Genomic DNA, 24,259 nt, shown 5'->3' with positions numbered 1-24,259 from the left:
CCTTGCTCTGCTCCACTGGGGAACATGTACGGGCGACACGCACCCTTTTGGACGCCGAGTACAGTCGGCGTCTTCTGCTGCTGCGCGTGCTGGTGGACGAGGTCGCCGCAAATCCGGGCATGGTCGGCGACCTCAACGCAGTGCGCGAGGCGTGGGATCTGCTCGCGCGGGCGCAATGCAGTAGCCCCGAGGTGGTGCACCGGCTGCTGATGGATCCGCAGACAGGGCTGTGGGCGGCTCATGTGTTGCGACGGCTGCGTGGTACGGAGGAGAGCGACTCGCCACTTTGGTCCGAGGTGGGCCGACTGCATGCGCTCGCCGCCGCTGGTGCCGTCCTCGCCGGACTTGACTTCCGGATCCTCGTTCCAGTGCACGATGGTGCGGTCCTCCTACCGTGTCTGGGGCGGGCGCGGTTGGCCGACGAGGCGGGGGCCGCCGTCGCCGAGGTGAGCGCACAGGACGAATCGGCTTGGATCCGCGACCTACGTGAGGGCGGGTCGGTGGTGCGGTTGCCGGGGGATGTTAGTGGGGACGCGCCGGGGTGGTCGGCCATGCGCCGATTGACACTCGCCCATCAAGGGCTCGCCCTCGCTGTCCCCTTCGACGACCTGGCGCGCTACCCTGTCGTCGCCGGTACCCTAGGAGCTGATCGGCTGGACGAGGACCAGCTGCGACGCTGGGAGCGCGGGCTCGGCCGCGCATGGGCGGTACTGGTCGAGGACCACCGGGAGAGCGCCGAGGCCCTCGCCGCTGGCCTGCTCTCGATCGTGCCCCTGCCGTCCGCGGAGCGTTTCCGGCCGCGCAGTGCCTCGGCTTCCGAGGGGTTCGGATGCGTCTCGCTCTCCGCGCCGGACGTCCAAGTGCCAGAAGAAGAGGCGGGTTTGGAGCTCGCGGTTACCTTGATCCACGAGTTTCGTCACACCTTGCTCAATGGCCTGATGCACCTGACCTCCCTGGCCGACGACTGCCCCGACCTCTTCCACGCGCCCTGGCGGGACGACCCGAGGCCCTTGATAGGTGTCCTGCACGGAGCCTTCGCGTTCTCCGGTGTCGCCCGCTTCTGGCGGGCCCGCCGCACCCGCGACGGCGGCAGCGCGCGCGAACGCGCCCATTTCGAGTTCGCCTTGTGGCGGCGTGAGTCCCGGGCCACCCTCGAAATCCTCCACGACCACCCCGCACTGACCACGACCGGTCGCAGGCTGGTACGCGGTCTGCTCGACGACATTCGTTCCTGGGAGGCCGATCCGGTGCCCGTCGTGTCCCTGCAACTCGCGGAGCGGGCCGCCGCCCACCAGCGCGCGGCCTGGCGCGCTCATCATGTGCTGCCCGACGAGGCAGTGGTACGGGCGGCCGCGGACTCCTGGCTACGCGGCACACGGACACCGCTCGCCGCGCCGGAGGAGACTGAGGCCATCTCCACGGATCCCGCGGGCTGCCGTCTGGACGCCTTCGCGCACCTGGTCCGCCTGCGCATCCTTGACCCGCACGCCTTCACCGCTGCACGGCACGGCGCCCAACGGCCGAACGGAGTCACTGAGGCGGACCTGGCGTATGTGACGGGCGACCTGACCGAGGCCGCGACGCTGTACGCCGAGGAGACGTCTCGGCCCGCCTCCTGGGGCGGGCTCGGGCTGACGCTCGGTCGTCCCGAAGTGGCGGAGCGGCCGGAACTCCTACGCGCTGTCGCCGGGAAGATCAGGCGGAACTCCGGCCGCACTCCGTCCCCGGCGGACTTGGCCGAGTGGCTGGCCGATGTCTGGCAGGGCGCTCACAACGGCAGCGGATCGATGTCGCAGTCCGCGCGGGTCTCCCAGTCCACGGCCTGACGGACGGCCGGGTGATCCGCGCCGAGGACCCGGTTGAGTCGCTCCGCAGTGGTGCTGTGCATGCGCTCGGCCTGCTCGCGCTCGCCCAACGCTCTGAGGTCCAATGGAAGGTTGGCGGCACAGGCCAAGGTAGAAGGGTGCTCCGGGCCCAGCACCTCCGTGGAGGCGGCCAGGGTCTGCTCGTCCAAATCCCGGGCCGCTTCGCACTCGCCTAGGGCGTACAGATCACTGGCCAGGTTCGTCGCGCACACCAGTGCCGAGGGGTGGCGTTCCCCGAGCACGCGGCGAAGGTCTGCGAGGGCTCGTTCGTCGATGGCGTGCGCGGCTTCGGCGTCGCCGAGTAGCCGGTGCGTGACCGCGAGATCGACCTCGGCCGACAGGGTGTGTGGATGTATGGGGCCGTAGGTGTCGGCATATTGGGAGTGGATGCGCGCGCCCAGGTCCCGGGCGGTGGCGAGTTCGCCCGCGTGCCGCAGGTCGATCGACAGCTCCAGGTTCGAGGCCATAGAGCCCGGATTGTTCTCGCCGTACCGGCTGACCAGGGCCGACTGGGAACGCTCGGCCATGGCCCGCGCTTCCTCGTGCCGTCCGGCCTTGCGCAACGCGACCGCGTGATGCCGGTGGTTGGAGAGAGTGAAAGGGTTGTTGGGCCCGAGCAGCCGGGTCGTACGCTCGGTCAGCTCGCGCTGAGAGGTGAGGGCTGTGTGGTAGTCGCCCAGTTCCCGGATGTCGAGGATCAGACTGAGCCAGGTCACCAGACTCACCACGTGATCCTGGCCGTAGAGCTGCTGCTTGCTGTGCCACGTCCGAGCGTCCAGCTCCCGCGCCCGTGCGAACTGCCCGGCGAGCCGGAGGCTGACCCCCAGGTTATGGGCCGCCCGCAGGGACTCGGGGTCCTCCTCGCCGAGCAGCCGCACATAGCGCTTGTGTACAGACGCCGAGAGCTCCAGCGCGGCCGCGAAGTCACCCGCGACGCGTCGGTCTATGGCCACGTTGCCGAGCGCGTCGAGTGTGTCCTCGTGGTCCTCGCCGACGGTGCGCCGATAGGCATCCAGCACCCGGTCGTTGACGGCCGCCGACTCGGTGTAGCGGCCCATGGCGCAGAGCACGGCTGACATCCACTTGGACACTTCGAGCGTCTTGGCGTCGTCCTCACCGCCGTCCTGACGCCAGGACTCGTAGGCGGAACGGGCCAGTTGAAGCGAGGCTTCGAAATTTCCCCAGCGCAGTAGGTACAGGACCTCGTTGATGATCAGTGTGCGCACGTACGGGTCGGCCGATCCGACGGCCTCGGAGACGATCAGGTGCGGGTACAGCTCGGCGTAGCGGGGCCAGTGGTTGGCGTTGTGCGGGTCATTGGGATCGTTGGCCGACATCAACGCGTGGATGCCGTGCCGCATGCGTCGCTGTTCGACCTCCGTCATGCGGGAGATCAGGGCGGTCTGGACGAGCCGGTGTATTTGGAGGGAGCTGGCGCGGAGATCGAACCGGGCGAGTGAGTACCGGCCGATCTCCCGGATGGCTTGGCCGAGGCGGATCGGGTCGCGCAGGACCGCGTCGAGCTCAGGGGTGATCGAGGCACCCGGACGTCCCGCGAACAGATTCCGCGAGATCGACTCCGGCGCGCAGAACGCGCACAACTGCAGCAGCTGCATCGCCGCCGGGTTCTTCGCCTCCAGCTGGTCCAGCGAGACGTTCCAGGCCGCGATGACCGGCAGTTGGTAGTCCAGGGGTGCGGCCAGGCCCAAGAGGTCGACCTGCTTCTCGTCCAGCAGGCGCAGGTATTCGTCCGCGGGCATCCCGGTCTCGGCCCGCCAGGCCGCGGCCTGTTCGATGGCCAGCGGGAGATCGCCGAGCGCCTCCGCCAGGCGGTCGGCCTCGTCGTCGGTGATGTCCGGGCCGCGCCGGCGCAGCAGGTCGACGCTCTCCTCCCGCCGGAAGACGTTCACCTCGAGCGGTTTGGCCACGCTCGCCCACTGCGGATTGCGTGAGGTGACGAGGATGTTGCCGGGGCCGCCGGAGGGGAAGTAGGGCCGTACGGCTTCGGGGCTGTCCGCGTTGTCGAAGACCAGCAGCCAGTTGTCGTACGGCTCTCCGCGCCGCAGCGCCTCCAGAACCGCGGTCACCGACCAGGTCGCCTCGCTGCCCGCCTCCAGACCGAGCCGCGGTGCCAGCTCCGTCAGGGACAGCGCGATCTGCGCGGTGCGCTCGGCGGAGATCCACCAGACGAGGTCGTAGTCCCCGAGGTGCCGGTAGAGGTACTCCACGGCGAGCAGCGTCTTGCCCACCCCGCCCATTCCGTGCAGCGCGTTGGGCAGCACCGCGGTCGCCTGCTCCTTGCGGAGCCTGCGGTGCAGGGCGTCCAGCAGCTCCTCGCGGCCGGTGAAGTTGGGGTTGCGCTGCGGCACGTTGCCCCACACGGCCGGGTTGCCGCGTCGGTCGGCCGGACCCGGGGACGCGCCCGGCGGAACGTCGGTGCGCGGCTGCGGTGCGTTGCTCGGCTGGTTCACCTGGTCCTCCTGCTTCCGCAGGTGCGAAGGGGGCGGGGCGCTCAAGGGGTTTTGGCCCGGCGTCATGGCTCGGGCGGCGTGGATCCGTGGTGCCTCACGGACGGCGGAGGCCATGACCTCCAGCTCCCGTGCCTGGGCGGCGTGCGGACCCGACAGGGCGTGCAGTACGGCGATCTGCGGCTCGGCCCAGGCGCGGGCCTCGGCGTCGGGCGTGAGCGGTCGCGGGGGGTTCCGGCCGGCCAGCAGCTCGGGCACCTGCCACAGGCGGTGGGCCGCCGGGCCGAGGCCCGCGCTCACGAGGCCGACGACCTGGCGCAGCTCCTCGGTGCGTCCGGCGGCCAGCAGTTCCCCCCGGACGTCGGTTGCGAAGTCGTAGGCGAGGCGCGGTCCGGTGGTCGCGGGTGGCGGGTCGGCGAGCGGGTGGACGAGCCCATGGGTGAGCAGCTGGGTGAAGTCGGCGATCCGGGCCCCCGGGCGCAGCCGGGTCAGCACCTGTCCGATCAGCGGCACCGCGAGGGGCGCCGCGGCGAGCAGCGTGGCGAGGCGCAGGACCTCGGGCGGGACCGAGCGGCGGAAGGAGGCGACGCGTTCTGCGGCCGTCACGTCGGGCTGGGCGGGGTTCTCGGTGTGCGCTGGACCTTCCTCGCGCGGGGCCGCGAACGTCAGCGGGAGCCGGGTCCAGGTGCCCCGGGGCGCGGTGATCAGCCGTACCCAGGACGCCAGGCCGCGCGGGGTCAGCTCCAGCACCGGAACCGGATGGTACGCGCGGCTGTCCTCCGGCGCGCCGAGGCCGAGCTGCCGCGGCCGGGTGACGTGGCCGCGGTTCGGCGCGCCGGGTCCCGCGGACCGCAGCGACAGCGGCCAGGTCGGCACGCCGGACTCCGGCCAGGCCTGATGCGGCAGCAGATGGACCACGGCCAGGGCGCCCGTGCCCGCCCACCGGTGCAGGACGTGCGCCCGGGTCCCGGAGCGCCAGCCGGGCGCGTTGCCGTCGGTGACCACCAGGGTCAGCCGCGCGGGGGACGGCCGGGCGGGCGGAAGTGGGCGCAGACCGCGCCGGTCCACCCGGCGAAAGGCCCGCGAGCGCCTCAGCAACTCGGCGAACTCCGCGGCCGTGTCGTGCCACACCGCCATACCGGGGTCGGGGTCCACCGCGACGACCACGTCCCACGCCGGTGCGCCGCGTTGCGCGCGGAGCCCCCGTAAGGCCCGCAGGATGCCCTGCGGGTCGGTGATGTCCGTCCAGCGCGCGGCCGTCATGGCCCCTCCATGGCGGCCCGTTGCCAGAGAGTGTCGAGGGCCGCGATCCCTTCCTCGTCCCCTTCCCGGATTGCGCCGAGGGCACCCGTGGCCGCGAGGTGCAGCGCGTCGAGGAGCCGCCCGGCGGGGACGTGACGTTCTACGGCCAGGTCGACCACGGGATCGAAAAGACGGTCGGGGAGGTCGGGAAACCGGGAGCGGGCGAGGCCGGCCAGCGCGTCCCGTGCCATCGGCCGTAACTCCAGCCGGACGCAGTGCCGTAGGAAGCCGGGCGGCAGGTCGCGCTCACCGCCGGTGGTGGCGACGACGAAGGGCGGTTCGTGGCACCGTACGAACCCGTCGTATACCGTCGCCGTGCCGCCCGGCTCGCACGTGTGCACCGAGGTGCCCGCCGAGCCCAGGAGCGCGGGGATCGTGAACTCGCCGTCGTGCAGCACGGCCAGCAGTTCGTCGGGGAGGTCGAAGCCGCCCCGGTCGAGGTCGTCGATGAGGACGACACGGGGTAATCGGCGGGGGAGCAGGGCGGTGCCCAGCGGGCCCAGCCGTACCGTGCCCGCTCCCGCCGGGCCGCAGAGGCCCTCGCCGAGCGTGCTGGCGCCGGTGATCGGCCAGCGCAGCACCGGACCCAGGCCCAGTTCCCGGGCGATGCGGTGGGCGAGCGCCGACTTGCCGGTGCCCGGACCGCCCTCGACCAGCAGCGGGCGGCGCAGCAGGAGCGCTGTGTTGACCCGGGTCACCTCGTCGGGGTCGGGAGTGCGCGGGGTCCGCGCGCTGCCGAGGACTCGGTCGGCCGCCTCGTCGCCCGGTGGCGGCGGAGGTTCGTCCGGTCCGCCGGAGTAGACGCGCCAGGGCGGCGGGGCGGGCCAGCGGCGGTCCCGCTCGGCCGGGTCGAGCGGGACGCCCGTGCCCCGGTAGAGCGACCAAGAGTCCATGGGGGTTTCCTCCCTGCGCTGCGCGGTCACAACGGTTTGCGGTCGGGGTCGTCCCACAGCACGGCGAGGTGCCGGCCGATGTGGTGCTCGGGCGCGCCCGAGTCGAGGGCGGCGGCCTGCCGGCGGAAGCGGGTGACGCGGGGCAGCAGATCGGCGACACCGCCGGCGAACAGTTCGCCGAGCACTTGGCGGAACTCCGTCGTCGACTCGCTGGTGCGGTGCCAGACGACCACCGGATATCCCGTGCGCAGCGCGGTCATGAACTCATGGCAGCCGTCCGCGCGGCCCTCCTCGGGGGGCTCGCTCAGCACGACCGCGACATGCTCGTCGTCCGAGAGACCGGCCATCACCCGGTCGGGATGGTGCGGGCTGCCGTCGGGGACGCTCATGTAGACGGAACCGGCCGTCGGCTCCTGCTCCAGTCTCTGCCAGCGCAGCCGCCATCGGCGGTGCCAGCGCTGGTCCAGCAGCCGGTCCAGGCTGCGGATCACCACCGCCGGATAGCTCACGCCGAGCTGCAGCCGCGGGTCCTCGGCGGCGTCCAGGGGCCAGGACTCGACCGGCAGGTTGATCAGTTCCACGGGGAGCACGAACTCCAGGCGCAGCTGTCCCGGCCGGTCACCCTCGGCGCGTTCCACCTCGGAGATCACCCCGCTGACCGTGTGCTGGAGATCGGCGAAGGGGATCATCGCGGTGTCCCGGCGGCCCTCGAAGTCCGGTCCCCGGGCATCGGAGTGGAACCAGTACGACACCGTGTAGTGGCCCTCGTCGAAGGGCGCGGGCATGATCCGGATGGCGAGGTGCTCGTCGTGCGGGGCCGGTTGCCGCTCCACCGTTCTGCCGTACCGCCTGCGGTCGAGGGTGTCCCCGAACTCCCACCGCACGGCGCGCCGTCGGTTGAGCGCGTGGATCTCGTGGCGCACAGCGGTGTCCATCCAGGTCGCCGCCTCGTCCAGGTACGCCATCCAGGGCGGCACCTCCTGCGGCGCCGTGTTCTGGCCCACCAGGTAGAGGAAGTCCGACCAAGGCGTGGTGGAGTAGGGCGGCGGGGTCCGTAATCGGGACTCCGTGGCCCGTGCCACCATGCGCGGGCGCTCCTCCTCGGGGAGCGCCAGGGCCCCCAGGGACTCCGCCAACAGCGGCCAGGACTCGACGAACTCGTCCGGCAGGTGGTGCGCTGCCCGCCATTCGTCGCAGAGCCGGAACATCACCAGCGACTCCGCCGAGTCGGGTTCCAGCAGGTCCAGGACCTTGGCGAGGCAGGCCAGGCCCTGGCTGCCGTGCGTGCTGTTCATACAGAACGTCAGCAGGGCGACGTACTGCTTGCGCGGGATGGAGTAGCGGGGGAGCTGCCCGTTGTGACCGAGCCGGTCGAGCACCAGATCCAGGAACTGGTCCCGATCCCCGGACGAGCGCAGACCGTCACAGCCCACCAGGACGTCGACGGCGGCGCGCCGTATCCGGTCCTCGATCTCCTCGCGCAAGGAGGCCCCCCTCCGACGCCCCGTCCGGGGCGCGCTCCCTCGCCTGTCCGACGACTCGCTCGTATCGTCAGTGACACAAGATTAGGGGCCACGGTCGCTGACGGAAGGGGATCGGCGGAGCTGCGGGTGAGGTCAGGGGAGCTCCGCACTGGACTCCTGTTCGACGAACTCGCGGGGTCGTTCGTGGGCCGTGAGGGTGTGCAGGCGGGCCTGGTCCAGGGGTTCGTGGAGTTCGACGTACTCGCCGTGCGGGAGGCGTTTGACGATGCCCGTCTCGCGGCCGTGGGCGATCAGTTCCTTGTCGCGGAGCTGGAGGCCCAGGCAGATGCGGCGGGTCAGGACGAAGACCGCGGCCGGGAGCAGGAGGACGGCGACGCGGATCGTCCAGGTCACCGTGTTGATGGACAGGTGCAGCTTCGTCGCCACGATGTCGTTTCCACCGCCCGCCAGGAGGATCAGGTAGAGGCTGATCCAGGACGCGCCGAGGCCGGTGCGGACCGGGTGGTTGCGGGGGCGGTCGAGGAGATGGTGCTCGCGCTTGTCGCCGGTGATCCAGGACTCCAGGAAGGGGTGGACTCCGAGCAGGAGCAGGAGCAGGGGGAAGACCACGATGGGGATCAGGACGCCGAGGACCAGGGTGTGGCCCCACAGGTTGATCTCCCAGCCCGGCATCACCCGCACCAGGCCCTCCGCGAAGCCCAGGTACCAGTCGGGCTGGGCGCCCGTGGAGACCTGGTCGGCGCGGAACGGGCCGTACGCCCAGACCGGGTTGACCGTCGCCACCGCGGCGAGGACCGTGAGCGTGCCGAAGACCAGGAAGAAGAAGCCGCCCGCCTTCGCCAGGTACACCGGCATGAACGGGGCGCCCACGACGTTGCGTTCGGTCCGGCCGGGCCCCGCGAACTGGGTGTGCTTGTGGTAGACGACCAGCAGGACATGGGCGACGACCAGGGCCGCCATGATGCCCGGCAGAACCAGGATGTGCAGGGAGTAGAAGCGCGCCACGATGTCGTCGCCGGGGAACTCGCCGCCGAACAGGAACATCGACAGGTACGTCCCCACGATCGGCACCGACAGCAGCGCCCCGTTGACGAACCTGAGGCCCGTGCCCGACAGCAGGTCGTCCGGGAGCGAGTAGCCGAACAGGCCCTCGAACATGCCGAGGAACAGCAGCAGCCAGCCGAACAGCCAGTTCACCTCACGGGGTTTGCGGTACGACCCGGTGAAGAAGTGCCGCATCATGTGGACGAGCATCCCGGCGACGAAGACCAGCGCGGCCCAGTGGTGCAGCTGGCGGATGAGCAGTCCGCCGCGCACGTCGAAGCTGATGTCGAGGGTGGAGGCGTACGCCTCGGACATGCGCACGCCGTTGAGGGGGACGTAACTGCCCTGGTACGTCACCTCGTTCATCGACGGGTGGAAGAAGAACGTGAGATAGACGCCGGTCAGGATCAGCACCACGAAGCTGTACAGGCAGATCTCCCCGAGCAGGAACGACCAGTGGTCGGGGAAGACCTTGCGCAGGTACCTGCGGCCCAGCGCGTGAATGCCGATGCGGCCGTCGAACCAGTCGGCGACGCGCTCGCCCCTGGAGGCCTCCGGCTTCATGCCTCCTCCTCTTCGCCGCGCTCGACGTGGGTGAGCTTGTCGGGGTTGCTGACGATGTAGACGCCCGAGATCCGGTCGCCCTCCGGGGTGAGGTCCATGACCATCACGGCGAACGGCGCGTCCCCCTCGAACAGCACCGCGGCGTCGTCGCCGTTGACGCGGCGGTACCGCACGTCCAGATCGCCGATGCCCTGTTGGGCCGCGTGGCCGGTGAGCAGCCGGACCACCTTGTCCCGCCCCCGCACCGGGCGCAGCCCCGCCGGCTTGCGGTTGCCGCCGCCGTCCGACCACACCGTGACGTCCGGCGCGAGGATCTCCATCAGCGCGGCGATGTCCCCGCCGAGCGCGGCCCGCACGAACCGCTCGGTCGCCTCCCGCCTCACCCGCGGATGTGCCTCGTACCGCGGCCGCCGCGCGTCCACGTGGGCCCGGGCGCGCCGGGCCAGCTGCCGTACGGCCGCGGGGGTGCGGTCGAGGATGTCGGCGATCTCGGTGTGCGGGTAGCCGAACACCTCGTGCAGCACGAACACCGCGCGCTCCAGCGGGGTCAGCGACTCCAGGACCACCAGCATCGCCAGCGACACCGACTCGGTGCGCAGCGCCGGGTCGTCCGCGCCCTCGTCGGACGCGACCAGCGGCTCGGGCAGCCAGGGACCGACATACGTCTCCTGACGGCGGCTGATCGTGGCGCGGCGGCGCAGCGCGTGATTGACGGCCACGCGGACGAGGTACGCCCGTGGGTTGTCGACCCCGTCGAGCGGCTCGCCGCCACCCCGGGCGGTCCAGGACAGCCAGGTCTCCTGCAGCACGTCCTCGGTGTCGGCGACGCTGCCCAGCACGTTGTAGACGACGCCGAACAGCAGCTCGCGATGGTCGACGAAGACGCCCGTCGCCCGGTCCGGACGGTCGGGGCTCGCTGGGCGGTGCGGCGTCTCCGGGTGGTCGTGGGGCTCGGGGCGGTGGTGGGTGTCCGGGCGGTCGTGGGGCTCGGGGCGACCGGGAGCCTGTGGACGGGCCCGGGTCGCCGGCCGGTCATCGGTCCCGGCCTGTTCGGCCGCCGCCGGCCGGTCGGCTGTCCCGCCCCGGGCGGACGTCTCGGGCCGGGCGGCGGTTTCGGGAAGAGGTGTGTCGGACATACGGGGGCCTCCGCGGTGGTGCGCTCACCACTGAGAGGCTCCGAGGGGCCGCTGCTGTGACATCCGATGACCGATATGTGACCCAGGTCTCACTTGGCGTCGTGGAAGACGATCCCCAGCGCGTGCCGCCGGCCCGAGCGGACCGTGCTCACCCCGTGCCGCATCGCCCCCGCCGACCAGCCGCGCCTGCCGCGCACCGGGCGTTCGCGCGTCGTGAAGACCAGCCCGTGGCCCTGCCGGAGTGCGGTGGCGGTGCCGCGGGACTGGGCGCGCGGGCGCTGCTCCACCATCAGGAACTCCCCGCCGGTGTAGTCGGTGCCGTACTCGTCGAGGCCCACGACGACCTGGAGCGGGAAGACCAGGTCCCCGAAGACGTCCCGGTGCAGCGCGTTCCAGTCGCCTTCCGCGTAGCGCAACAGGATCTGTGCCGAGCGGTCCTGGCCCGCCGCACGGCAGCGCTCCAGCCACTCGGACAGGGAGTCGGGCCAGGGCGCCGGGCGGCCGAGGCGGGCGGCCCAGTCGCGGGCGATCGGCAGCAGACGGGGGTAGAGCGCGGCGCGCAGCGCCGCCACCGGGGCCGGGAGTTCGTGGGTGAAGTAGCGGTACTCGCCCGATCCGAAGCGGTGGCGGGCCAGGTCGACGGTGGTCCGGAACAGCTCCGGCTTCTCGTACAGCGCGGCCAGGTCGCGGCACTCCGCGGGCGTCAGCAGCGGTGCCGTCGGCGCGCCGCCGTGCACGTCCAGCTCGGCCGCGAGCGCGGCCCAGTCGGTGGCGGCGACCCTGCGGCGCGCGGTGGGGGCGGTGAACGGCATGACGTCCTCCTTCTCGCGGCCGAGTCCGCGGTGCTCGAAGCCGAGTCCGCGGTGCTCGCCTCCGAGTCTGCGGCGCGGGCCACCCGGTGACCGGCGGGATGCGGACACCGTCCTCAGGTACCGTCGTGCACCGCATCTGACCTGGGGGTATTTACGGTTGAGTACCCGCGCGGTACCGTGAGGTCATGCCAGCTCTCAACGTGGAGTTCAGCGACCGCGAACTTGAGGACCTGCGGCAGATCGCCAAGGAACGCGGTACGTCGATGAAGGCGCTCGTACGGGAGGCGGCGGCGGCCGACATCGCCCGGCACCGGGCCCTCCAGGAGGGCGCGGAGGCCTTCCGCCGGTTCTTCGCCTCGCACGCCGACGAGTTCGCGGCGGCGTTCCCGGACGACGAACCGCCCACCAAGGGCGAGGGACGGGCCGCCTGACCGATGGGACCCGTCCTCCACATCGACGTGCCCTGGCTGCTCCAGCGGCACGAAGAGGTCCTGCCGGACCAGCCCACGATCAACGACTTCTCGGCGCTGGTCGCGGCCGTCGCCCGGCACCGGGTCGACCCGCCGCGTCTCGGCGTGAACTCCGACGCAGCCTGGCGGGCCGCCGCGCTGCTGCACACCCTCGCCCTGCTCAAGCCGCTGCCCGCGGCCAACGCCCGGTTTGCCTGCGCCACCGCCGTCGCCTACATGTTCGTCAGCGGCGTCGGCATCGATCCGCCCTACGGCGCCCTGGTCGACCTGACCCGGGATCTGATCGACGGCAAGACCGACGTCTTCGGCGCGGCCGACCGGCTGCGCTCCTGGCAGATCTGAGGCCGCCGACCGGGCCCCGCCCCCTCGGGGCCGCCGACCGAGGGCGGAGGAACGGGGTCGGCGGCCGTTTCGCGCAGGAGAGCCGCCGTCCCGCGCGGGGCCTTCCGAGGGGCCGGTTCCAGTTCACTACGGGCGCGCGGGCACCGGGAGCGTGCGTGGTGCTCCGGCACGGGTGTGTGATTCACACGGGGCGCAGGGCAAAGGCAAAAGTCCGTACCGCTGACGGGAGTTGCCGCTGTATCTGACTTTCTTTCAAAGGTGCGGATGTTGCCCGAGTGCCTTGTTGGGTGTGAGTGTTTTGTGCGAGGGTTAAGTGCCCGTGCGGGGGGTAAAAGCCGGGTCGCATTCGAACCGATGGGGGATCGGGCCGGATGGGGGTCGGTGAATTCACGCTCCCCGCGCTGTTCTCCTGCGCGTGGGAAGGAATCCGCTCTGTGCCCACCCCCCACCCCCCTCGCCCCCCTTACCCCCCGCCCACCGGCGTCCCCGAGGAATCCGACGACGGCCTCGCCGGCGGTCTCAGAGGCAGACCGGACGGTGAGACGGCCCCCTCCGTCGCCCTGCTGATGGCGCGACACTGGCGCTCCGCCCAGGAATACGCGGTGATCTGTCTCGCCTCCCGGTCCGACCTCGCCGCCATGGTCACCGCCGCCGCCTTCCATCAGGTCCTCGACCGGCTGGCGCTCGGCGAACCGGCGACGGCGCTGCGTCCCCGGCTGCTGGTCGCCGTGCGGGACACGGTCCGCACCTGGGCGGCCGAGGAGCGGATATCGGCCGTTCTGCCGGTTCTCGGGAAACCCGCCGGAGGCCGCGGTATGCGGGCCGCCAAGTCCATGACCCCGGAAAATCGCAAGTTGGCCGGACGTTCATTCAACGCCCTTCCAGGACTGGCCCGTTGTCTGCTGTGGCACACCGAGGTGGAGGCGGAACCGATAACCGTGCCCGCCGCTCTGCTGGGCATGGATACCGACACCGCGTCGGTCGCCCTCGAACAAGCGCGTGAAAAATTCCGCGAAGGCTGTGTTCACGCCCACCGGGAACTCGCGCCGACGAAGGATTGCCGCTTCTACAACCGCCTCCTCGACGTCCCCATTCGTCGCGGAGGGGCGCTGTTGCCGGATGTCGAGCAGCATCTCTCCCACTGCCGCTACTGCCGTTCGGCCGCCGAACAACTGAGTCATTTCGAGGGTGCTTTGGGCATCCTGCTCGCCGAGGCCGTCCTCGGCTGGGGCGCCCGCCGCTATCTGGATTCCCGCCCGGGACGCACCCAGCAGAGCGCCCGCCCCCGAGGTCCGGCCCGGCACGGCCGCGGCCGGCGGCGCCTGATGCCCCGGGTTCCCGCCCAGGTGCGCCGGGTGGTGGAGGGGCCGCGTCCGTCCCGGGCGCTGCTCACCGGTGTCGGCGTCGCCTCCGCCGGGCTGCTCGCCTCCGTCCTCGCGGTCAGTGTCTGGTCCGACGACGACGGCACCGCCCCGGCCGCCTCCGCCACCAGCGGCGGCAGCGGAGCCGAGGCCCCGCCCACGGTGTCCTCCGCGCCCGCGGACACCGCCCAACTCCCCGTCCCGCCCGTGCGGACCCGGCTGCGCAACGCCGGGGCCGATCTGTGCCTGGACATCCGCGAGGACCCCGAGGAGGGAGCCGGTGCCGAACTCGCGGCCTGCTCGGCGGCTCGGACCCAGCAGTGGTCGTACGAGAAGGACGGGCTGCTGCGCAGCGCCGCCGAGCCGGAGCTGTGCCTCGACTCGCATGTGGACGCCGGTGTCGTGGTCCTCGGCCGGTGTGCCGACGCGGACGACGAGCGTGCCGACGATGTGCGGTACGACCTCACCGTGCAGGGGGAGTTGCTCCCCCGCTGGGACGAGCAGCTGGCGCTCACCTCGACCAACGGCGCCGCGGGCGCTGACATCGTAGTCAAGGTCCGCGACGGCTCCGGCGCCCAGCGCTGGCCGGCCGATCCGGGGGCGTCGGCGAACCCGGGCTCGCTCTCGGTCGCCGCGCCCCCGCCGGAGCGGCCTAGCTGACCACGTCCCGCGCCTCCCGCCCCGAGAGATGGCCGGTCACGTTCTCCACGGCGGCCAGCGCGATGCGCACCAGCGTCTCGCGGGTGACTCCGCCGGCGTGGGGGGAGAGGACCACGTTCGGGGCGCGCAGCAACCGCAGGGCCGGGGTGGGCGGTTCGGGGTCGAAGACGTCGATGCCCGCCCCGGCCAGGGCGCCCTTCTCCAGTGCGTCCGCGAGGGCGTCCTGGTCGATCAGGGCGCCCCGGGCGGTGTTCACCACGAACGCCGTCGGCTTCAGCAGGGCCAGCCGGTCGGCGCTGAGCAGGTGCCGGGTGGCGTCGGTGAGCGGTGTGTGCAGGGAGACGTAGTCCGCGGTGCGCAGCAGGTCGTCGAGGGGGAGGTGGCGGGCGCCGCCCAGGCTCGCCTCCGTCTCCTCGGCGACCCGGTTGCGTCCGGCGTAGACGACGTTCATGTCGAAGGCCACCGCGCGGCGGGCGACCTCGCGGCCGATCTGACCGAGGCCGACGATGCCGAGGGTCTTGCCGGACAGTTCGGTGAGCGAGCGCTGCAGCCGGGGCAGGGCCCAGTCGGCCTCGACGAGCGCGGTGTGGGCGGGGACCAACTGCTTGGCGAGGGCGAGCATCAGGGCGAAGGTCTGCTCGGCGACGTTCTGCGCCTCGGCGCCGCTGGATCCGATGTTGCACACCCGCACGCCCCGCTCGCGGGCGGCGGCGAGATCGACGTAGTCGAAGCCGTGGCTCGCGCACTGCACGAGTTCCAGCTCCGGTGCCGCGGCGAGGTGTTCGGCGGTCACCGGGGCGAGCCCGGTGATGATCACCCGGGCGGAGCGCAGCGCCGCCGGGTCCTCGTCCGCCGCCTCGACGACGGTGACGTGCGCGTCGGCGGGGAAGAGCGTGGCGAGGCCGGCTCCGGTGCCACGGCCGCCCACGTGCGGGGCGATGACGGCGAGCACGTTCATACGGACTCCTCGACGAGGTCGGCGGGGCTCAGGCCGGCCGGGCCGGCGTGCCCCGACAGGGCGAGGGTGAGGTCCAGTTCGGCGAGCAGACAGCGGATGACGTGTTCCACGCCCGCCTGTCCGTCGAGGCCGAGGCCGTAGACGTAGGGCCGTCCGACGAGCACCGCCCGCGCGCCGAGCGCCAGGGCCTTGAAGATGTCGTCGCCGGTGCGGACACCGCTGTCGAAGAGCACGGTCAGCCGGTCGCCGACCGCCGCCACGACCCCGGGCAGGGCGTCGGCCGCCGCGATCGAACCGGCCACCTGCCGGCCGCCGTGGTTGGAGACGACGACCCCGTCCATCCCGGCGTCGGCCGCCGCCCGCGCGTCGTCGGGATGCAGGATGCCCTTCAGGACGATCGGGCCGTCCCAGTTCTCGCGCAGGAACGCCAGGTCCGGCCAGGTCTTGGCGGGGTCGGCGAACATGCCCACGAAGTGCATGACCGCGGCGTTGGGATCCTCGTGCACCGGCTTGGCCAGGCCCGCTGTGAAGGCCGGGTCGGTGAAGTAGTTGGCGGTGCCCACGCCGTGCAGGAACGGCAGATAGGCCTGGTCCAGATCGCGTGGCCGCCACGCCAGCAGCGGAGTGTCCAGGGTGACCACGAGGGCGGTGTACCCGGCCGCCTTCGCCCGGCCGAGGAAGCTGCGGGCCACTTCGGGATCCTTGGGCCAGTACAGCTGGAACCAGCGCTCGGCGTCCCCCATGGCTTCCGCGACCTGTTCCATGGGGGTGCTGGAGGCGGAGGACAGGACGAAGGGCACGCCCTGCACGGCCGCGGCGCGGGCGGCGGCCGACTCGGCGTCCGGGTGCATGATCGACAGCACGCCGACCGGAGCCAGTGCCAGCGGAGCGGGCAGGGCGCGGCCCAGCACCTCGACGGACAGGTCCCGCTCGTGGACGTCGCACAGCATGCGCGGCACGATCCGGCGCCGCTTCAGAGCCGCCCGGTTGGCGCGGGCGGTGCCGCCGTCCCCGGCGCTCCCGGCGACATAGCCGACCGGCCCCGGGCCGAGGCGCTGCTCGGTGAGCTCCTCGAGCCGGGTCAGATCGGTGGGCAGCCGGGGTACGGCCCCCGTCATCCCGTTGAGATAGATCTCGTACTGGAAGTCCGCCCAGTGCTTGGCCATGTCGTACGTCCCGCCTCTCGTCGCTGAGAACGCGCAAGTACGCCGACCATACCGACCGGTAGGCAGGAGGGGAGGGGTCAGGTCCGGGTCGCCGACTCGTGCAGGACGCGGGCCAGTTCGCGCGGCTGCGAGAACATGGGCCAGTGTCCGGTGTCCATGCGCACCAGCTCCCACCGGTCGCTCTTGAGCGCCTCGGCCACCGAGTCCATCAACTCCTCCCCGTCGAGCAGGCACTTGACGTAGGTCGCCGGCAGTTCCCCGGCCGGACGCGCGAGTACGGCCGGTTCGGTGACCGTCGCCCCCGGGTGCGCGGTCGCGCCGCCGAGGAAGCGGGCGATCTGCTCGTCCGTCAGCCCCTGCCCCGCGCAGTCCTCGGGGGCGGGAGGCAGCCAGAGGCCCTCGTGCTCGGCGATGGACCGACGCACCTCGTCGCTGGGCCAGCCGGACAGGGCGGACTCCCCGTCGACCGGGACCATCGCGTCGACGAACACCGCCCGGGCCAGCCGGTCACCGATGCGCTCGGCCGCCTGCCCGACCGGCACACCGGCGTAGCTGTGCCCGACGAGGACGACATCGCGCAGATCCAGGCGCTCGACGAAGTCGACGATGTCCCGCACGTGGGTCTGCTGCCCGGCGGGCTCGCCCGTCCTCTCGGCGAGCCCGGCCAGGCTCAGGGCATGGACGTCGTGCCCCACGGCACGCAGTTCCGCCGCCACCCCGTCCCACGCCCACGCCCCGAGCCACGCCCCGGCCACCAGTACGAATCGCGTCATGCCCGCAACGTACCCGAGGGGTCTGACAGTGAGGATGTGCGAGGCGTCGCTCGGGGGTCGGTTGCTGGCCCGGCCGCGAGCGCAGGGGGGATGTCATCGCGGTCCGGACGGAAGGGCACCGGTGCCTCAGCTCCGATCAGGTGGATCACCCCGTCAGGGCGCCACGAGCCGGTCCGCAGGTCAGGCCAAGCATGCCCATCCGGCGACGGACTCGTGCCCGACATCTTCGACGGTGTGGATGTAGACCTCGTACGACGTTCTCGCCGGCCGGACCTCGGCATACCTCACACCGGGGCGCTCCGGCGAGCCGACCGGCCCGAGGAACTGCTCAACCGAACGGCCCCGCCGCAAGGCCCCGAAGATGAAGGACTCCGCCAAGTAACGCACCGGGGCACAGTACGGCTCAGCCACCCCGACCGACCAGCGTGACGATCCATGGGAGCTTCAACGCCTCCTCGGCGCGGCTGCAGCGGGAGTGCGGGGTGGCGCTGCGGCGGGGAAGGGGGCGGCCGAGCGCCGGCGCGGGGGTGTGCGCGGCGAGCGGAGGCCGTCCCTCAAGGGTCCGCCGACCGCACGGCCGTGATCAAGACCGGTGCCAGGCGATGGGGTTCATCCAGCGTTCGTCTCGCCGGTGGGTGAATCCTCCACCCCCGGCCCGGCTTCGGCGTCAGGTCCCTGTGCCCGCACCCGCTGGACGTGTTCCAGGGAGTCGCGCAGTTCGGTGAGCCAGTCGTCGGTGTGGCGCTGGACCAGGCGGACGCACCAGGCCAGGGCCTCGCTGCGGCTGCGGGCGACCCCGCCGGCGATCAGGGTGTCGAGCACCTGGCGCTCGGGCTGCCGCAGCCGGGTCATCACGGGCGCGGCGACATGGGTGAACAGCGCGCGCTCGGTGCCGCACTGCACGCCCCAGGACACCTTGCGCCCGAACCGGTGCTCGGCCTCGCGGGCCACCGCCATCCGCGCCTCCCGGGTGCGCTCCCGGAACTCCTGGACCCTGCCCTGCACGGCGGCGTTCCGCTCGGCGTCCGAGGCGTCCTCGGTGAGCCGGGGTGGGGGGATACGGCCGATCACCGTGATCTCCTCGCGGTCGACCGTGACTTCGGTCAGTTGCTCGAAGAGATCGTCGGGGAGGCGGCCGGCGAACCAGCCGCGCAGCTGCTCTCGATGCTCTGTCGTAATCATGTAATGACGATTACTCCAGTCGAGCATGAACACAAGGGGTCGCGGAGAGATCGGCCGAGAGCGGAATCGGAATGTTTCAGGCCGATTGCGGAGCGCAGGAAAACCGGCCACTTGGCTGCTTCGGGCGATCAAGAATCGCCCCACCAGGGGGTTGGAACGTTCGAATTCCGTTACTTCACGCCACTGATTCAACACGCAATGTTACTGAAACACATGGGGTCGATGTGTGTTCCGGCGGCGGACTCGGCAGAGTGGCGGTCGCCGGTTCCGGCCCGATCGGGCGGACTCCGGCACACCCCCGATTCGAGCGGAAGGATGCACACAATGCGGAACACCGCGCGCTGGGCAGCGACCCTCGGCCTGACGGCAGCGGCCGTCTGCGGCCCCCTCGCCGGAGCCGCCCCCGCGGCCCCCGGCAACGCGCCCGCCTCGCTCTACGCCCCCTCGGCGCTCGTGCTCACCGTGGCCCACGGCGAGAGCGCGGCCCTCGCCGCCCCGGAGCGCGCCGTCACCCTCGTCTGCGCCCCCTCGGCCTCCGGCACGCACCCGGCGGCCGGCCAGGCCTGCGCCGAACTGCGCGCGGCCCAAGGGGACTTCGACGCGCTCGCGAGCGACGACGACATGCTGTGCACCAGGGAGTACAACCCCGTCGTCGTCACGGTCGCCGGCGTCTGGCGGGGCGAGCGGGTCTCCTACGAGCGGACGTTCTCCAACGAATGCGTGAAGAGCTCCCTCGGCGCGAGCGTCTTCGCGTTCTGAGGGACCGGGATCGCACGGTCTCGTGTGCATCGGTGCAGCGGCCCGCAACTGGGGAGTGCGAGTCCTGTCGCGGGGCCGGTGATCTCGTCACGAGGGCCGGCCGGGCGGAGTGGGGCCGCCCGGCCGGCACCTCGGTACCGCTGGTCGAACGGCCGGTCCCGTCAGGGGACCGGCCGTTGTCAGTCCTGGGCCGGCTGGAGCACCACGAAGTCCGCGCCCGAGGGGTCCACGCAGACGGCCAGGCGGCCCACGCCCTCGGCGTCCTCGGGACCCATCTGCACGCTGCCGCCGTTCTGGGTGACCCGGGCGATCGCGGCGTCGCAGTCCTCGACGTCGAAGACGGGGTGCCAGTACGGCTTGCCGTCGGTCAGCGCGAGGTCCTCCGCGGACAGGCCCATGATGCCGCCCTGCATCCGCTCCTCGGGCTGGTCCGCCGGGGTGATCAGGGCGTACGCGCCACTGCCGCCCGGCAGTTCCATGTCGCTGTACCACCAGCCGAAGACATCGCCGTAGAACTTCTTCGCGCCCTCGGTGTCGGTCGTGTACAGCTCGGTCCACGACAGCGAGCCCGGCTTGTCCACCAGCTCCACGCCGCTGTTCGTGCCGGGCTGCCAGACGGCGAACTGGCCGCCCAGCGGGTCGCTGAACTGGGCCATGCGGCCCCACTCGTCGAGGTCCATGGGGGCCACCCGCACGGAGCCGCCCGCCTTCTCGACCGCCTGGGCGGTGGCGTCCGCGTCGGCGACGTTGTAGTAGATCATCCAGGCCGAGCGCGCCCCCTGCTCGGTGAGCTTGCCGAGCCCTGCGACGATCTTGCCGTCCCTGCGGAACATCCCGCCTTCCATGTCCTCGCCGCCGCCCTCCATGGCCTCGTACTCCCAGCCGAGCACGGCGCCGTAGAAGGCCGCGGCCGCCGGTACGTCGGGGGCACCGAGGTCGAGCCAGCAGGGGACGCCGGGGACCGAGTCGGTGGTGATCATGAGCTTTCCCTTCGGAGGTCCGTGTCAGGTCAGCCTGGCACCGGCCCGTCCGTCACGCAGGACGAGCGGGCCGCCGTACGGCCGACTGCTGCACTCTTGGACTCCGCCGGGCCCCGGAACTCATCGCGGGCGTCAGGACCTCTTCCGGTGACTGGTGTCGCACCACGGATAGCGCCGGCTGCGGCGGCAGGTGCACAGGGCCACCTGGAAGCGGTCGGAGCTGACGACGGTGCCGTCCTCCAGCTCGATTTCGACGGGCCCCTCCACGAGCAGCGGGCCTTGGCGCTGGACCTTGATCCGGCGGGGCGGTTCAGACGGGGCGTTCGGCACGGACGACCACCAGCTCTTCCCGTTCCTCGGCCGCGGACAGCAGTCCCTCGTCCCGCAGCCACTGTTCGCGTGTACGCAGCACCGGACCGAAGGGGATCCGGCGCCGCTGGGACACGGCCGCCTTCAGTCCGGCCGCACGCAGCCGCTCCACGGTCAGGCCGGGACCGCTGAGCGCCGAGTGCACCATCAGCAGGACCCCGCCGGGCCGCAGCAGCGCGGGCGCCTCCCGGCAGATGCGGTCCACGACGAGACGCCCGTCGTGCCCGGCGTCCCAGGACCGGGCGGCTCCGCGCGGCTCGGCGTCCGCGGCAGGCGTCGGCACGTAGGGCGGATTGGCGAGGATGAGGTCGTACGACCGTCCCCGCACGGGTGCGAAGAGGTTGCCGTGCCTCACCCGCAACGGGAGACCGGTGAGCCAGGCGTTCAGCCTCATGGTCAGCACCGCCCGCCATGACACGTCCACGGCGGTCACGCGCGTGTCGCGGCATGCCGCCCGGAGCGCCAGGGCGCCGGAGCCGGCGCCGACGTCGAGCACCTCCGCGGCGGCCGGCAGCGGTTCGTCCGCGAGGGCGTCGGCCAGCAGTTCGGTGTCCTCTTGTGGGGCGTAGACGCCCGGTAGCACCAGAAAGTTCACGGCGACCGGGTACCCGGGCGATCAGGAGATAAGGGGTATTTCAGGAATCTGTTGTGATCCGAGTGGCACGCGCAGGGACGACCGGCCCGCGCGCCAGTCGCCGAGCAGCCGCTCCGCGAGCCGGTCGTCCAGATGGCCGGTGGCGTCGATGCCGAAGGCCACGTCCGGCGCCAGATGCGGCTCCTCGTCGAGCAGACCGCCGATCACGTCGTGCCGTACGACCTGCTCGTGCACCGCGTCCGCCTCGACGTGCTCGTCGTAGAAGTGCTCGGCGGCGGGTCCCGCCCCGGTGCGGCGCATCGCCTCCGCCATCCGCCGCGAACCGGGGGAGGAGGTGATCTCCACGGACGCGAAGTGGCCGACGAGGGCGCCCCGGAGCCGCCGGTGCAGCCCGAACAGCGACATGAGGTTGACGGTGGCCAGCGTCTCCGCGCCGGCCGCGTCCAGGTAGTGACCGTACGCCGGATCCAGACCGAGGTCCGTCATCAGGTCGGCGAACAGGCGGGCGTGAACCCGCTCGGGGCGGCCGCCGCCGTACTCGTCGAACTCCACCGCCGCCATCCCCGACTTCGCGCGGCCCCACAGCCGGGGCAGCACCCAGGCGTGCGGGTCGGCCTCCTTCAGGTGGTACAGGGAGCGCAGTGCCGCGTACTCGCGCAGCTGCCACAACTCGCCCTCGGCGCTGAGGAAATGGCTCAATCCCGTGCCTTCGACCGGCTCGACGAGAAGGTCCGCCAGCGCGTCCTCCACGCTGTCGTGCGCGGGGGCGTCCGTGTGCAGGGCGGACAGGAAGCGGTGTTCCAGCGCCGCGCGGGTGCGCAGCAGGTCAGGGTCCCACTCCCGGTCGGCGGGCACTCCGGCGAAGCCCCGGTAGTGCAGTTCGTAGCAGAGGTACAGGGCCAGCTGGAGATCGTCGCCGTAGGGGTCGGCGCCCGCCAGGTCGCCGTCGCCCGGTAGGGGTCCCGCGTCGCGCAGGTATCGGACGACAGCCTCGGAGAGGGGGCCTCGGGTGGTCGGCAGGCGGGGGGCCCGCTGATCGTGGTTCATGCGCGCCGGGTACCCGGACGGCGCGGGGCCACCCGTTCGCGTGGAGTCGGCCCAGCGGGGTACTCCGGAGCGGCATGAAGGCACTAGTGATCAACTGCACCCTGAAGCGGTCCCCGGAACCGTCGAACACCGAGGCCCTCGCGCAGGTCGTGGTCGAGGGGCTGACGAAGGAAGGCGTGGCGGTCGACGTCGTGCGCGCCGTCGACCTCACCATCGAGCCCGGCGTCACCACCGAGGCGGTGCGCGAGGGCGACGACTGGCCCGGGGTCCACGCCAGGCTGATGGACGCCGGGATCCTCGTCGTCGCCTCGCCCACCTGGCTGGGTCGGCCGTCGTCGGTGGCCCAGCGAGTGCTGGAGCGGATGGACGCGCTGCTGTCCGAGACCGACGACGAGGGCAGGCCCGTCGCCTACAACCGGGTCGCCGGGGTGGTCGTCACCGGCAACGAGGACGGCGCGCACCACGTGATCAGCGAGATCTCGGGCGCGCTGGCCGACCTCGGCTACACGATCCCCGGTCAGGCCTGGACCTACTGGCATCTGGGACCGGGAGCCGGCCCCGACTACCTCGACGAGGAACGGGGCCGTGAGTGGTCCCACAGCACCGGCCGGGCCATGGCCGCGAATCTGTACGGCGTGGCGCGCGCCCTCGCGGAGCGGCCGGTGGGACCGCCGCCGTCGTAGCGCGCGCCAGAGTCCTCAGTCGCCCTCGGACTCCTCCTGGGCCCGGGTGTTGGGGGTGATGGCGTCGGCGGCCTCACCCCTGCGGCGGCGCCGCTCGGCGGAGTCGCGGGTCCGCTGCTCCGCGTCCGCCACTTCCTTCAGGACCTCCTCCCGAGCTGTCTCGGGCTCCTGACGTGAGGCCTTGCGTTCGTCGTTCATGAGTCTTCCTTCCTCGTCGTTCGCTCGGCCCTCAGCTCGTCACGCCCGCGACGTCCGACCCTCCCGCGACGCGCAGCGGCACCGGGCCGGGCGGCGGCTCGCCCTCGACGCGGGCGACGCTGCTCCACCAGGAGGCACCGTCCTCGATGTGCCGCAGCAGGACTCCCTCGCGGATCGCCCAGGGGCAGACGGTGACCGTGCGCAGGCCGGTCAGCTTCATCACCGTGTGCCCGACCACCGCTCCGGCCAGGCTCTGCGCGGCGCGGGGCGCGGAGATGCCGGGCAGCCGGGCGCGTTCGGCGGCGGGCAGCGTGGCCAGCCGCTCGATGGCGCCGCGCAGGTCGCGGCGGTGCATGAGGCGTTCCGTGAACGGGCCGTCGCGTCCGGGCGCCGCCCCGCACAGCCGGCCGAGCTGCTGGAAGGTCCGCGAGGTGGCCACCGCCGTGCGCGGACCCTCCCAGCGGATCCTGGCCGCCACGTCCCGCAGTTGATGGCGCACCTTGCGGCGCAGCGCCCGTACCTGCTGGGCCGACGGCGGATCGTCACCGTCGAAGAACTCATGGGTCAGCCGGGCCGCGCCGAGCGGCAACGAGGCCGCGAAGTCCGGCAGTCGGCCCCGGCCGAAGGCCACCTCCAGCGAGCCGCCGCCGATGTCCACCAGTGCGAGCGGCCCCGACCGCCAGCCCATCCACCGTCGCGCCCCGAGAAACGTCAACTCGGCCTCCAGCTCGCCCGGCAGGGTGCACAGGTCCACGCCCGTGCGCGCCCGGACCGTGCTCAGGACCTCGCACCGGTTCGGGGCGGCCCGCACCACGGCCGTGGCGAAGGAGAGGGGTTCGGCCGCGCGCCAGCGGCGCGCGGTACGGCTCGCCTCGGCGACCGCGCCCACCAGCTGTTCGACGGCCTTTTCCGGAATCGCGTCCCCCGGTCTGACGTACTCGGACAGCCGTAGCCGCCATTTGGCGGTGTGCACCGGCAGCGGTACGCCGTCCTTGGCGTCCGCCACCACCAGCCTCACCGTGTTCGAGCCCACATCCACCACGCTGATTCGCATGGCGCCGTGAGTACCCCGATTTCCGGCCGATCGAACGAAAGGCCGCCGTCTCCCTGCGGACGGCGGCCTTTCTGCGGCTCGGGGTGACCGGATC

Annotated in this window: 22 protein-coding genes; 6 read left to right on the top strand and 16 right to left on the bottom strand. The window is 72.1% G+C overall.

Translation table 11 applies throughout. The features are described from left to right. The first annotated feature begins 47 nt into the window (after positions 1-47). Positions 48-1,826 carry an HEXXH motif domain-containing protein gene (locus tag ACWDRW_RS30595; RefSeq protein WP_451728527.1) on the top strand — a complete coding sequence of 593 codons (1,779 nt, stop codon included), beginning with the start codon at positions 48-50 and terminating at the stop codon, positions 1,824-1,826. Here the strand turns inward: ACWDRW_RS30595 and fxsT are convergent. The 6 genes from fxsT to ACWDRW_RS30565 form a co-directional block, all read right to left on the bottom strand. Continuing rightward, positions 1,769-5,596, bottom strand: a complete 3,828-nt coding sequence (fxsT, locus tag ACWDRW_RS30590; protein ID WP_451728524.1) for an FxSxx-COOH system tetratricopeptide repeat protein — start codon at positions 5,594-5,596, stop codon at positions 1,769-1,771. The two genes, ACWDRW_RS30595 and fxsT, sit on opposite strands and share 58 nt — an antisense overlap. Beyond that, the gene (locus tag ACWDRW_RS30585; RefSeq protein ID WP_451728521.1) at positions 5,593-6,528 is read right to left on the bottom strand and encodes an AAA family ATPase; all 936 of its coding nucleotides are present in this window, start codon (positions 6,526-6,528) and stop codon (positions 5,593-5,595) included. Before ACWDRW_RS30585 ends, fxsT begins: the two co-directional genes overlap by 4 nt. A 26-nt stretch (positions 6,529-6,554) precedes the next feature. Beyond that, entirely contained in the window at positions 6,555-8,012 is a 1,458-nt protein-coding gene (locus ACWDRW_RS30580; protein ID WP_451728518.1) for a VMAP-C domain-containing protein, read from the bottom strand. 132 nt (positions 8,013-8,144) lie between these two features. Continuing rightward, positions 8,145-9,620: a cytochrome bc1 complex cytochrome b subunit gene (gene qcrB / locus ACWDRW_RS30575; RefSeq protein WP_451728515.1), complete on the bottom strand. Its 1,476-nt coding sequence runs from the start codon at positions 9,618-9,620 to the stop codon at positions 8,145-8,147. Beyond that, complete coding sequence (gene sigJ, locus ACWDRW_RS30570; RefSeq protein ID WP_451728512.1) at positions 9,617-10,756, bottom strand: RNA polymerase sigma factor SigJ; 1,140 nt, start codon at positions 10,754-10,756, stop codon at positions 9,617-9,619. The genes qcrB and sigJ overlap by 4 nt, the downstream gene beginning before the upstream one ends. Before the next feature lie 89 nt (positions 10,757-10,845). Then, positions 10,846-11,568 carry a 2OG-Fe(II) oxygenase gene (locus ACWDRW_RS30565; RefSeq protein ID WP_451728557.1) on the bottom strand — a complete coding sequence of 241 codons (723 nt, stop codon included), beginning with the start codon at positions 11,566-11,568 and terminating at the stop codon, positions 10,846-10,848. Positions 11,569-11,753: 185 nt separating this feature from the next. Here ACWDRW_RS30565 and ACWDRW_RS30560 point away from each other — a divergent pair, with 185 nt between their 5' ends. The 3 genes from ACWDRW_RS30560 to ACWDRW_RS30550 all read left to right on the top strand — a co-directional run bounded on the left by ACWDRW_RS30560 (position 11,754) and on the right by ACWDRW_RS30550 (position 14,401). Then, positions 11,754-11,999, top strand: coding sequence for a hypothetical protein (locus ACWDRW_RS30560; RefSeq protein WP_451728510.1), 246 nt, complete (start codon positions 11,754-11,756; stop codon positions 11,997-11,999). 3 nt (positions 12,000-12,002) lie between these two features. Beyond that, complete coding sequence (locus ACWDRW_RS30555) at positions 12,003-12,380, top strand: toxin Doc (RefSeq protein WP_451728508.1); 378 nt, start codon at positions 12,003-12,005, stop codon at positions 12,378-12,380. A 434-nt stretch (positions 12,381-12,814) separates the two neighbouring features. Beyond that, positions 12,815-14,401, top strand: coding sequence for an RICIN domain-containing protein (locus tag ACWDRW_RS30550; protein WP_451728505.1), 1,587 nt, complete (start codon positions 12,815-12,817; stop codon positions 14,399-14,401). Here ACWDRW_RS30550 and ACWDRW_RS30545 read toward each other — a convergent pair. The 4 genes from ACWDRW_RS30545 to ACWDRW_RS30530 form a co-directional block, all read right to left on the bottom strand. Further along, positions 14,394-15,359 (bottom strand): 2-hydroxyacid dehydrogenase, encoded by a 966-nt coding sequence (locus ACWDRW_RS30545; protein ID WP_451728502.1) that lies wholly within the window; start codon positions 15,357-15,359, stop codon positions 14,394-14,396. The genes ACWDRW_RS30550 and ACWDRW_RS30545 overlap by 8 nt on opposite strands. Then, on the bottom strand, positions 15,356-16,525 hold the full coding sequence (locus tag ACWDRW_RS30540; RefSeq protein ID WP_451728500.1) for a lactate 2-monooxygenase: 1,170 nt from the start codon (positions 16,523-16,525) through the stop codon (positions 15,356-15,358). The genes ACWDRW_RS30545 and ACWDRW_RS30540 overlap by 4 nt, the downstream gene beginning before the upstream one ends. Positions 16,526-16,602: 77 nt before the next feature. Then, on the bottom strand, positions 16,603-17,298 hold the full coding sequence (locus ACWDRW_RS30535; RefSeq protein WP_451728498.1) for an alpha/beta fold hydrolase: 696 nt from the start codon (positions 17,296-17,298) through the stop codon (positions 16,603-16,605). Between the two features lie 609 nt (positions 17,299-17,907). Continuing rightward, entirely contained in the window at positions 17,908-18,480 is a 573-nt protein-coding gene (locus ACWDRW_RS30530; protein ID WP_451728495.1) for a hypothetical protein, read from the bottom strand. 324 nt (positions 18,481-18,804) lie between these two features. Between ACWDRW_RS30530 and ACWDRW_RS30525 the strand changes: the two genes are divergently transcribed. Continuing rightward, positions 18,805-19,239 (top strand): protease inhibitor, encoded by a 435-nt coding sequence (locus tag ACWDRW_RS30525; protein ID WP_451728492.1) that lies wholly within the window; start codon positions 18,805-18,807, stop codon positions 19,237-19,239. Between the two features lie 179 nt (positions 19,240-19,418). Here ACWDRW_RS30525 and ACWDRW_RS30520 read toward each other — a convergent pair whose 3' ends face one another. The 4 genes from ACWDRW_RS30520 to ACWDRW_RS30505 form a co-directional block, all read right to left on the bottom strand. Beyond that, positions 19,419-20,219 carry a VOC family protein gene (locus tag ACWDRW_RS30520; RefSeq protein ID WP_451728489.1) on the bottom strand — a complete coding sequence of 267 codons (801 nt, stop codon included), beginning with the start codon at positions 20,217-20,219 and terminating at the stop codon, positions 19,419-19,421. A 132-nt stretch (positions 20,220-20,351) separates the two neighbouring features. Then, positions 20,352-20,549, bottom strand: a complete 198-nt coding sequence (locus ACWDRW_RS30515; protein ID WP_451728486.1) for a CDGSH iron-sulfur domain-containing protein — start codon at positions 20,547-20,549, stop codon at positions 20,352-20,354. Beyond that, complete coding sequence (locus ACWDRW_RS30510) at positions 20,530-21,183, bottom strand: HemK2/MTQ2 family protein methyltransferase (protein WP_451728483.1); 654 nt, start codon at positions 21,181-21,183, stop codon at positions 20,530-20,532. Before ACWDRW_RS30510 ends, ACWDRW_RS30515 begins: the two co-directional genes overlap by 20 nt. Before the next feature lie 21 nt (positions 21,184-21,204). Continuing rightward, complete coding sequence (locus tag ACWDRW_RS30505) at positions 21,205-22,230, bottom strand: iron-containing redox enzyme family protein (RefSeq protein WP_451728481.1); 1,026 nt, start codon at positions 22,228-22,230, stop codon at positions 21,205-21,207. 74 nt (positions 22,231-22,304) lie between these two features. Here ACWDRW_RS30505 and ACWDRW_RS30500 point away from each other — a divergent pair, with 74 nt between their 5' ends. Further along, positions 22,305-22,913: a flavodoxin family protein gene (locus tag ACWDRW_RS30500; protein ID WP_451728478.1), complete on the top strand. Its 609-nt coding sequence runs from the start codon at positions 22,305-22,307 to the stop codon at positions 22,911-22,913. Positions 22,914-22,928: 15 nt separating this feature from the next. Here the strand turns inward: ACWDRW_RS30500 and ACWDRW_RS30495 are convergent, their stop codons facing one another. Next, complete coding sequence (locus ACWDRW_RS30495; RefSeq protein WP_451728475.1) at positions 22,929-23,111, bottom strand: hypothetical protein; 183 nt, start codon at positions 23,109-23,111, stop codon at positions 22,929-22,931. A 31-nt stretch (positions 23,112-23,142) separates the two neighbouring features. After that, entirely contained in the window at positions 23,143-24,165 is a 1,023-nt protein-coding gene (locus ACWDRW_RS30490) for a Ppx/GppA phosphatase family protein (protein ID WP_451728472.1), read from the bottom strand. Between the last annotated feature and the right edge of the window lie 94 nt (positions 24,166-24,259).

Source organism: Streptomyces sp. NPDC003635 (assembly GCF_053587635.1).
This window is presented reverse-complemented; position numbering and strand designations above follow the sequence as displayed.

What these genes read in the sequence shown, in the direction of transcription:
- fxsT (WP_451728524.1), bottom strand. Translation starts at nt 5,596, where the DNA reads ATGACGGCCGCGCGCTGGACGGACATCACCGACCCGCAGGGCATCCTG.
- ACWDRW_RS30585 (WP_451728521.1), bottom strand. Translation starts at nt 6,528, where the DNA reads ATGGACTCTTGGTCGCTCTACCGGGGCACGGGCGTCCCGCTCGACCCG.
- qcrB (WP_451728515.1), bottom strand. Translation starts at nt 9,620, where the DNA reads ATGAAGCCGGAGGCCTCCAGGGGCGAGCGCGTCGCCGACTGGTTCGAC.
- sigJ (WP_451728512.1), bottom strand. Translation starts at nt 10,756, where the DNA reads ATGTCCGACACACCTCTTCCCGAAACCGCCGCCCGGCCCGAGACGTCC.
- ACWDRW_RS30565 (WP_451728557.1), bottom strand. Translation starts at nt 11,568, where the DNA reads ATGCCGTTCACCGCCCCCACCGCGCGCCGCAGGGTCGCCGCCACCGAC.
- ACWDRW_RS30560 (WP_451728510.1), top strand. Translation starts at nt 11,754, where the DNA reads ATGCCAGCTCTCAACGTGGAGTTCAGCGACCGCGAACTTGAGGACCTG.
- ACWDRW_RS30555 (WP_451728508.1), top strand. Translation starts at nt 12,003, where the DNA reads ATGGGACCCGTCCTCCACATCGACGTGCCCTGGCTGCTCCAGCGGCAC.
- ACWDRW_RS30545 (WP_451728502.1), bottom strand. Translation starts at nt 15,359, where the DNA reads ATGAACGTGCTCGCCGTCATCGCCCCGCACGTGGGCGGCCGTGGCACC.
- ACWDRW_RS30540 (WP_451728500.1), bottom strand. Translation starts at nt 16,525, where the DNA reads ATGGCCAAGCACTGGGCGGACTTCCAGTACGAGATCTATCTCAACGGG.
- ACWDRW_RS30535 (WP_451728498.1), bottom strand. Translation starts at nt 17,298, where the DNA reads ATGACGCGATTCGTACTGGTGGCCGGGGCGTGGCTCGGGGCGTGGGCG.
- ACWDRW_RS30530 (WP_451728495.1), bottom strand. Translation starts at nt 18,480, where the DNA reads ATGATTACGACAGAGCATCGAGAGCAGCTGCGCGGCTGGTTCGCCGGC.
- ACWDRW_RS30525 (WP_451728492.1), top strand. Translation starts at nt 18,805, where the DNA reads ATGCGGAACACCGCGCGCTGGGCAGCGACCCTCGGCCTGACGGCAGCG.
- ACWDRW_RS30520 (WP_451728489.1), bottom strand. Translation starts at nt 20,219, where the DNA reads ATGATCACCACCGACTCGGTCCCCGGCGTCCCCTGCTGGCTCGACCTC.
- ACWDRW_RS30505 (WP_451728481.1), bottom strand. Translation starts at nt 22,230, where the DNA reads ATGAACCACGATCAGCGGGCCCCCCGCCTGCCGACCACCCGAGGCCCC.
- ACWDRW_RS30500 (WP_451728478.1), top strand. Translation starts at nt 22,305, where the DNA reads ATGAAGGCACTAGTGATCAACTGCACCCTGAAGCGGTCCCCGGAACCG.
- ACWDRW_RS30495 (WP_451728475.1), bottom strand. Translation starts at nt 23,111, where the DNA reads ATGAACGACGAACGCAAGGCCTCACGTCAGGAGCCCGAGACAGCTCGG.
- ACWDRW_RS30490 (WP_451728472.1), bottom strand. Translation starts at nt 24,165, where the DNA reads ATGCGAATCAGCGTGGTGGATGTGGGCTCGAACACGGTGAGGCTGGTG.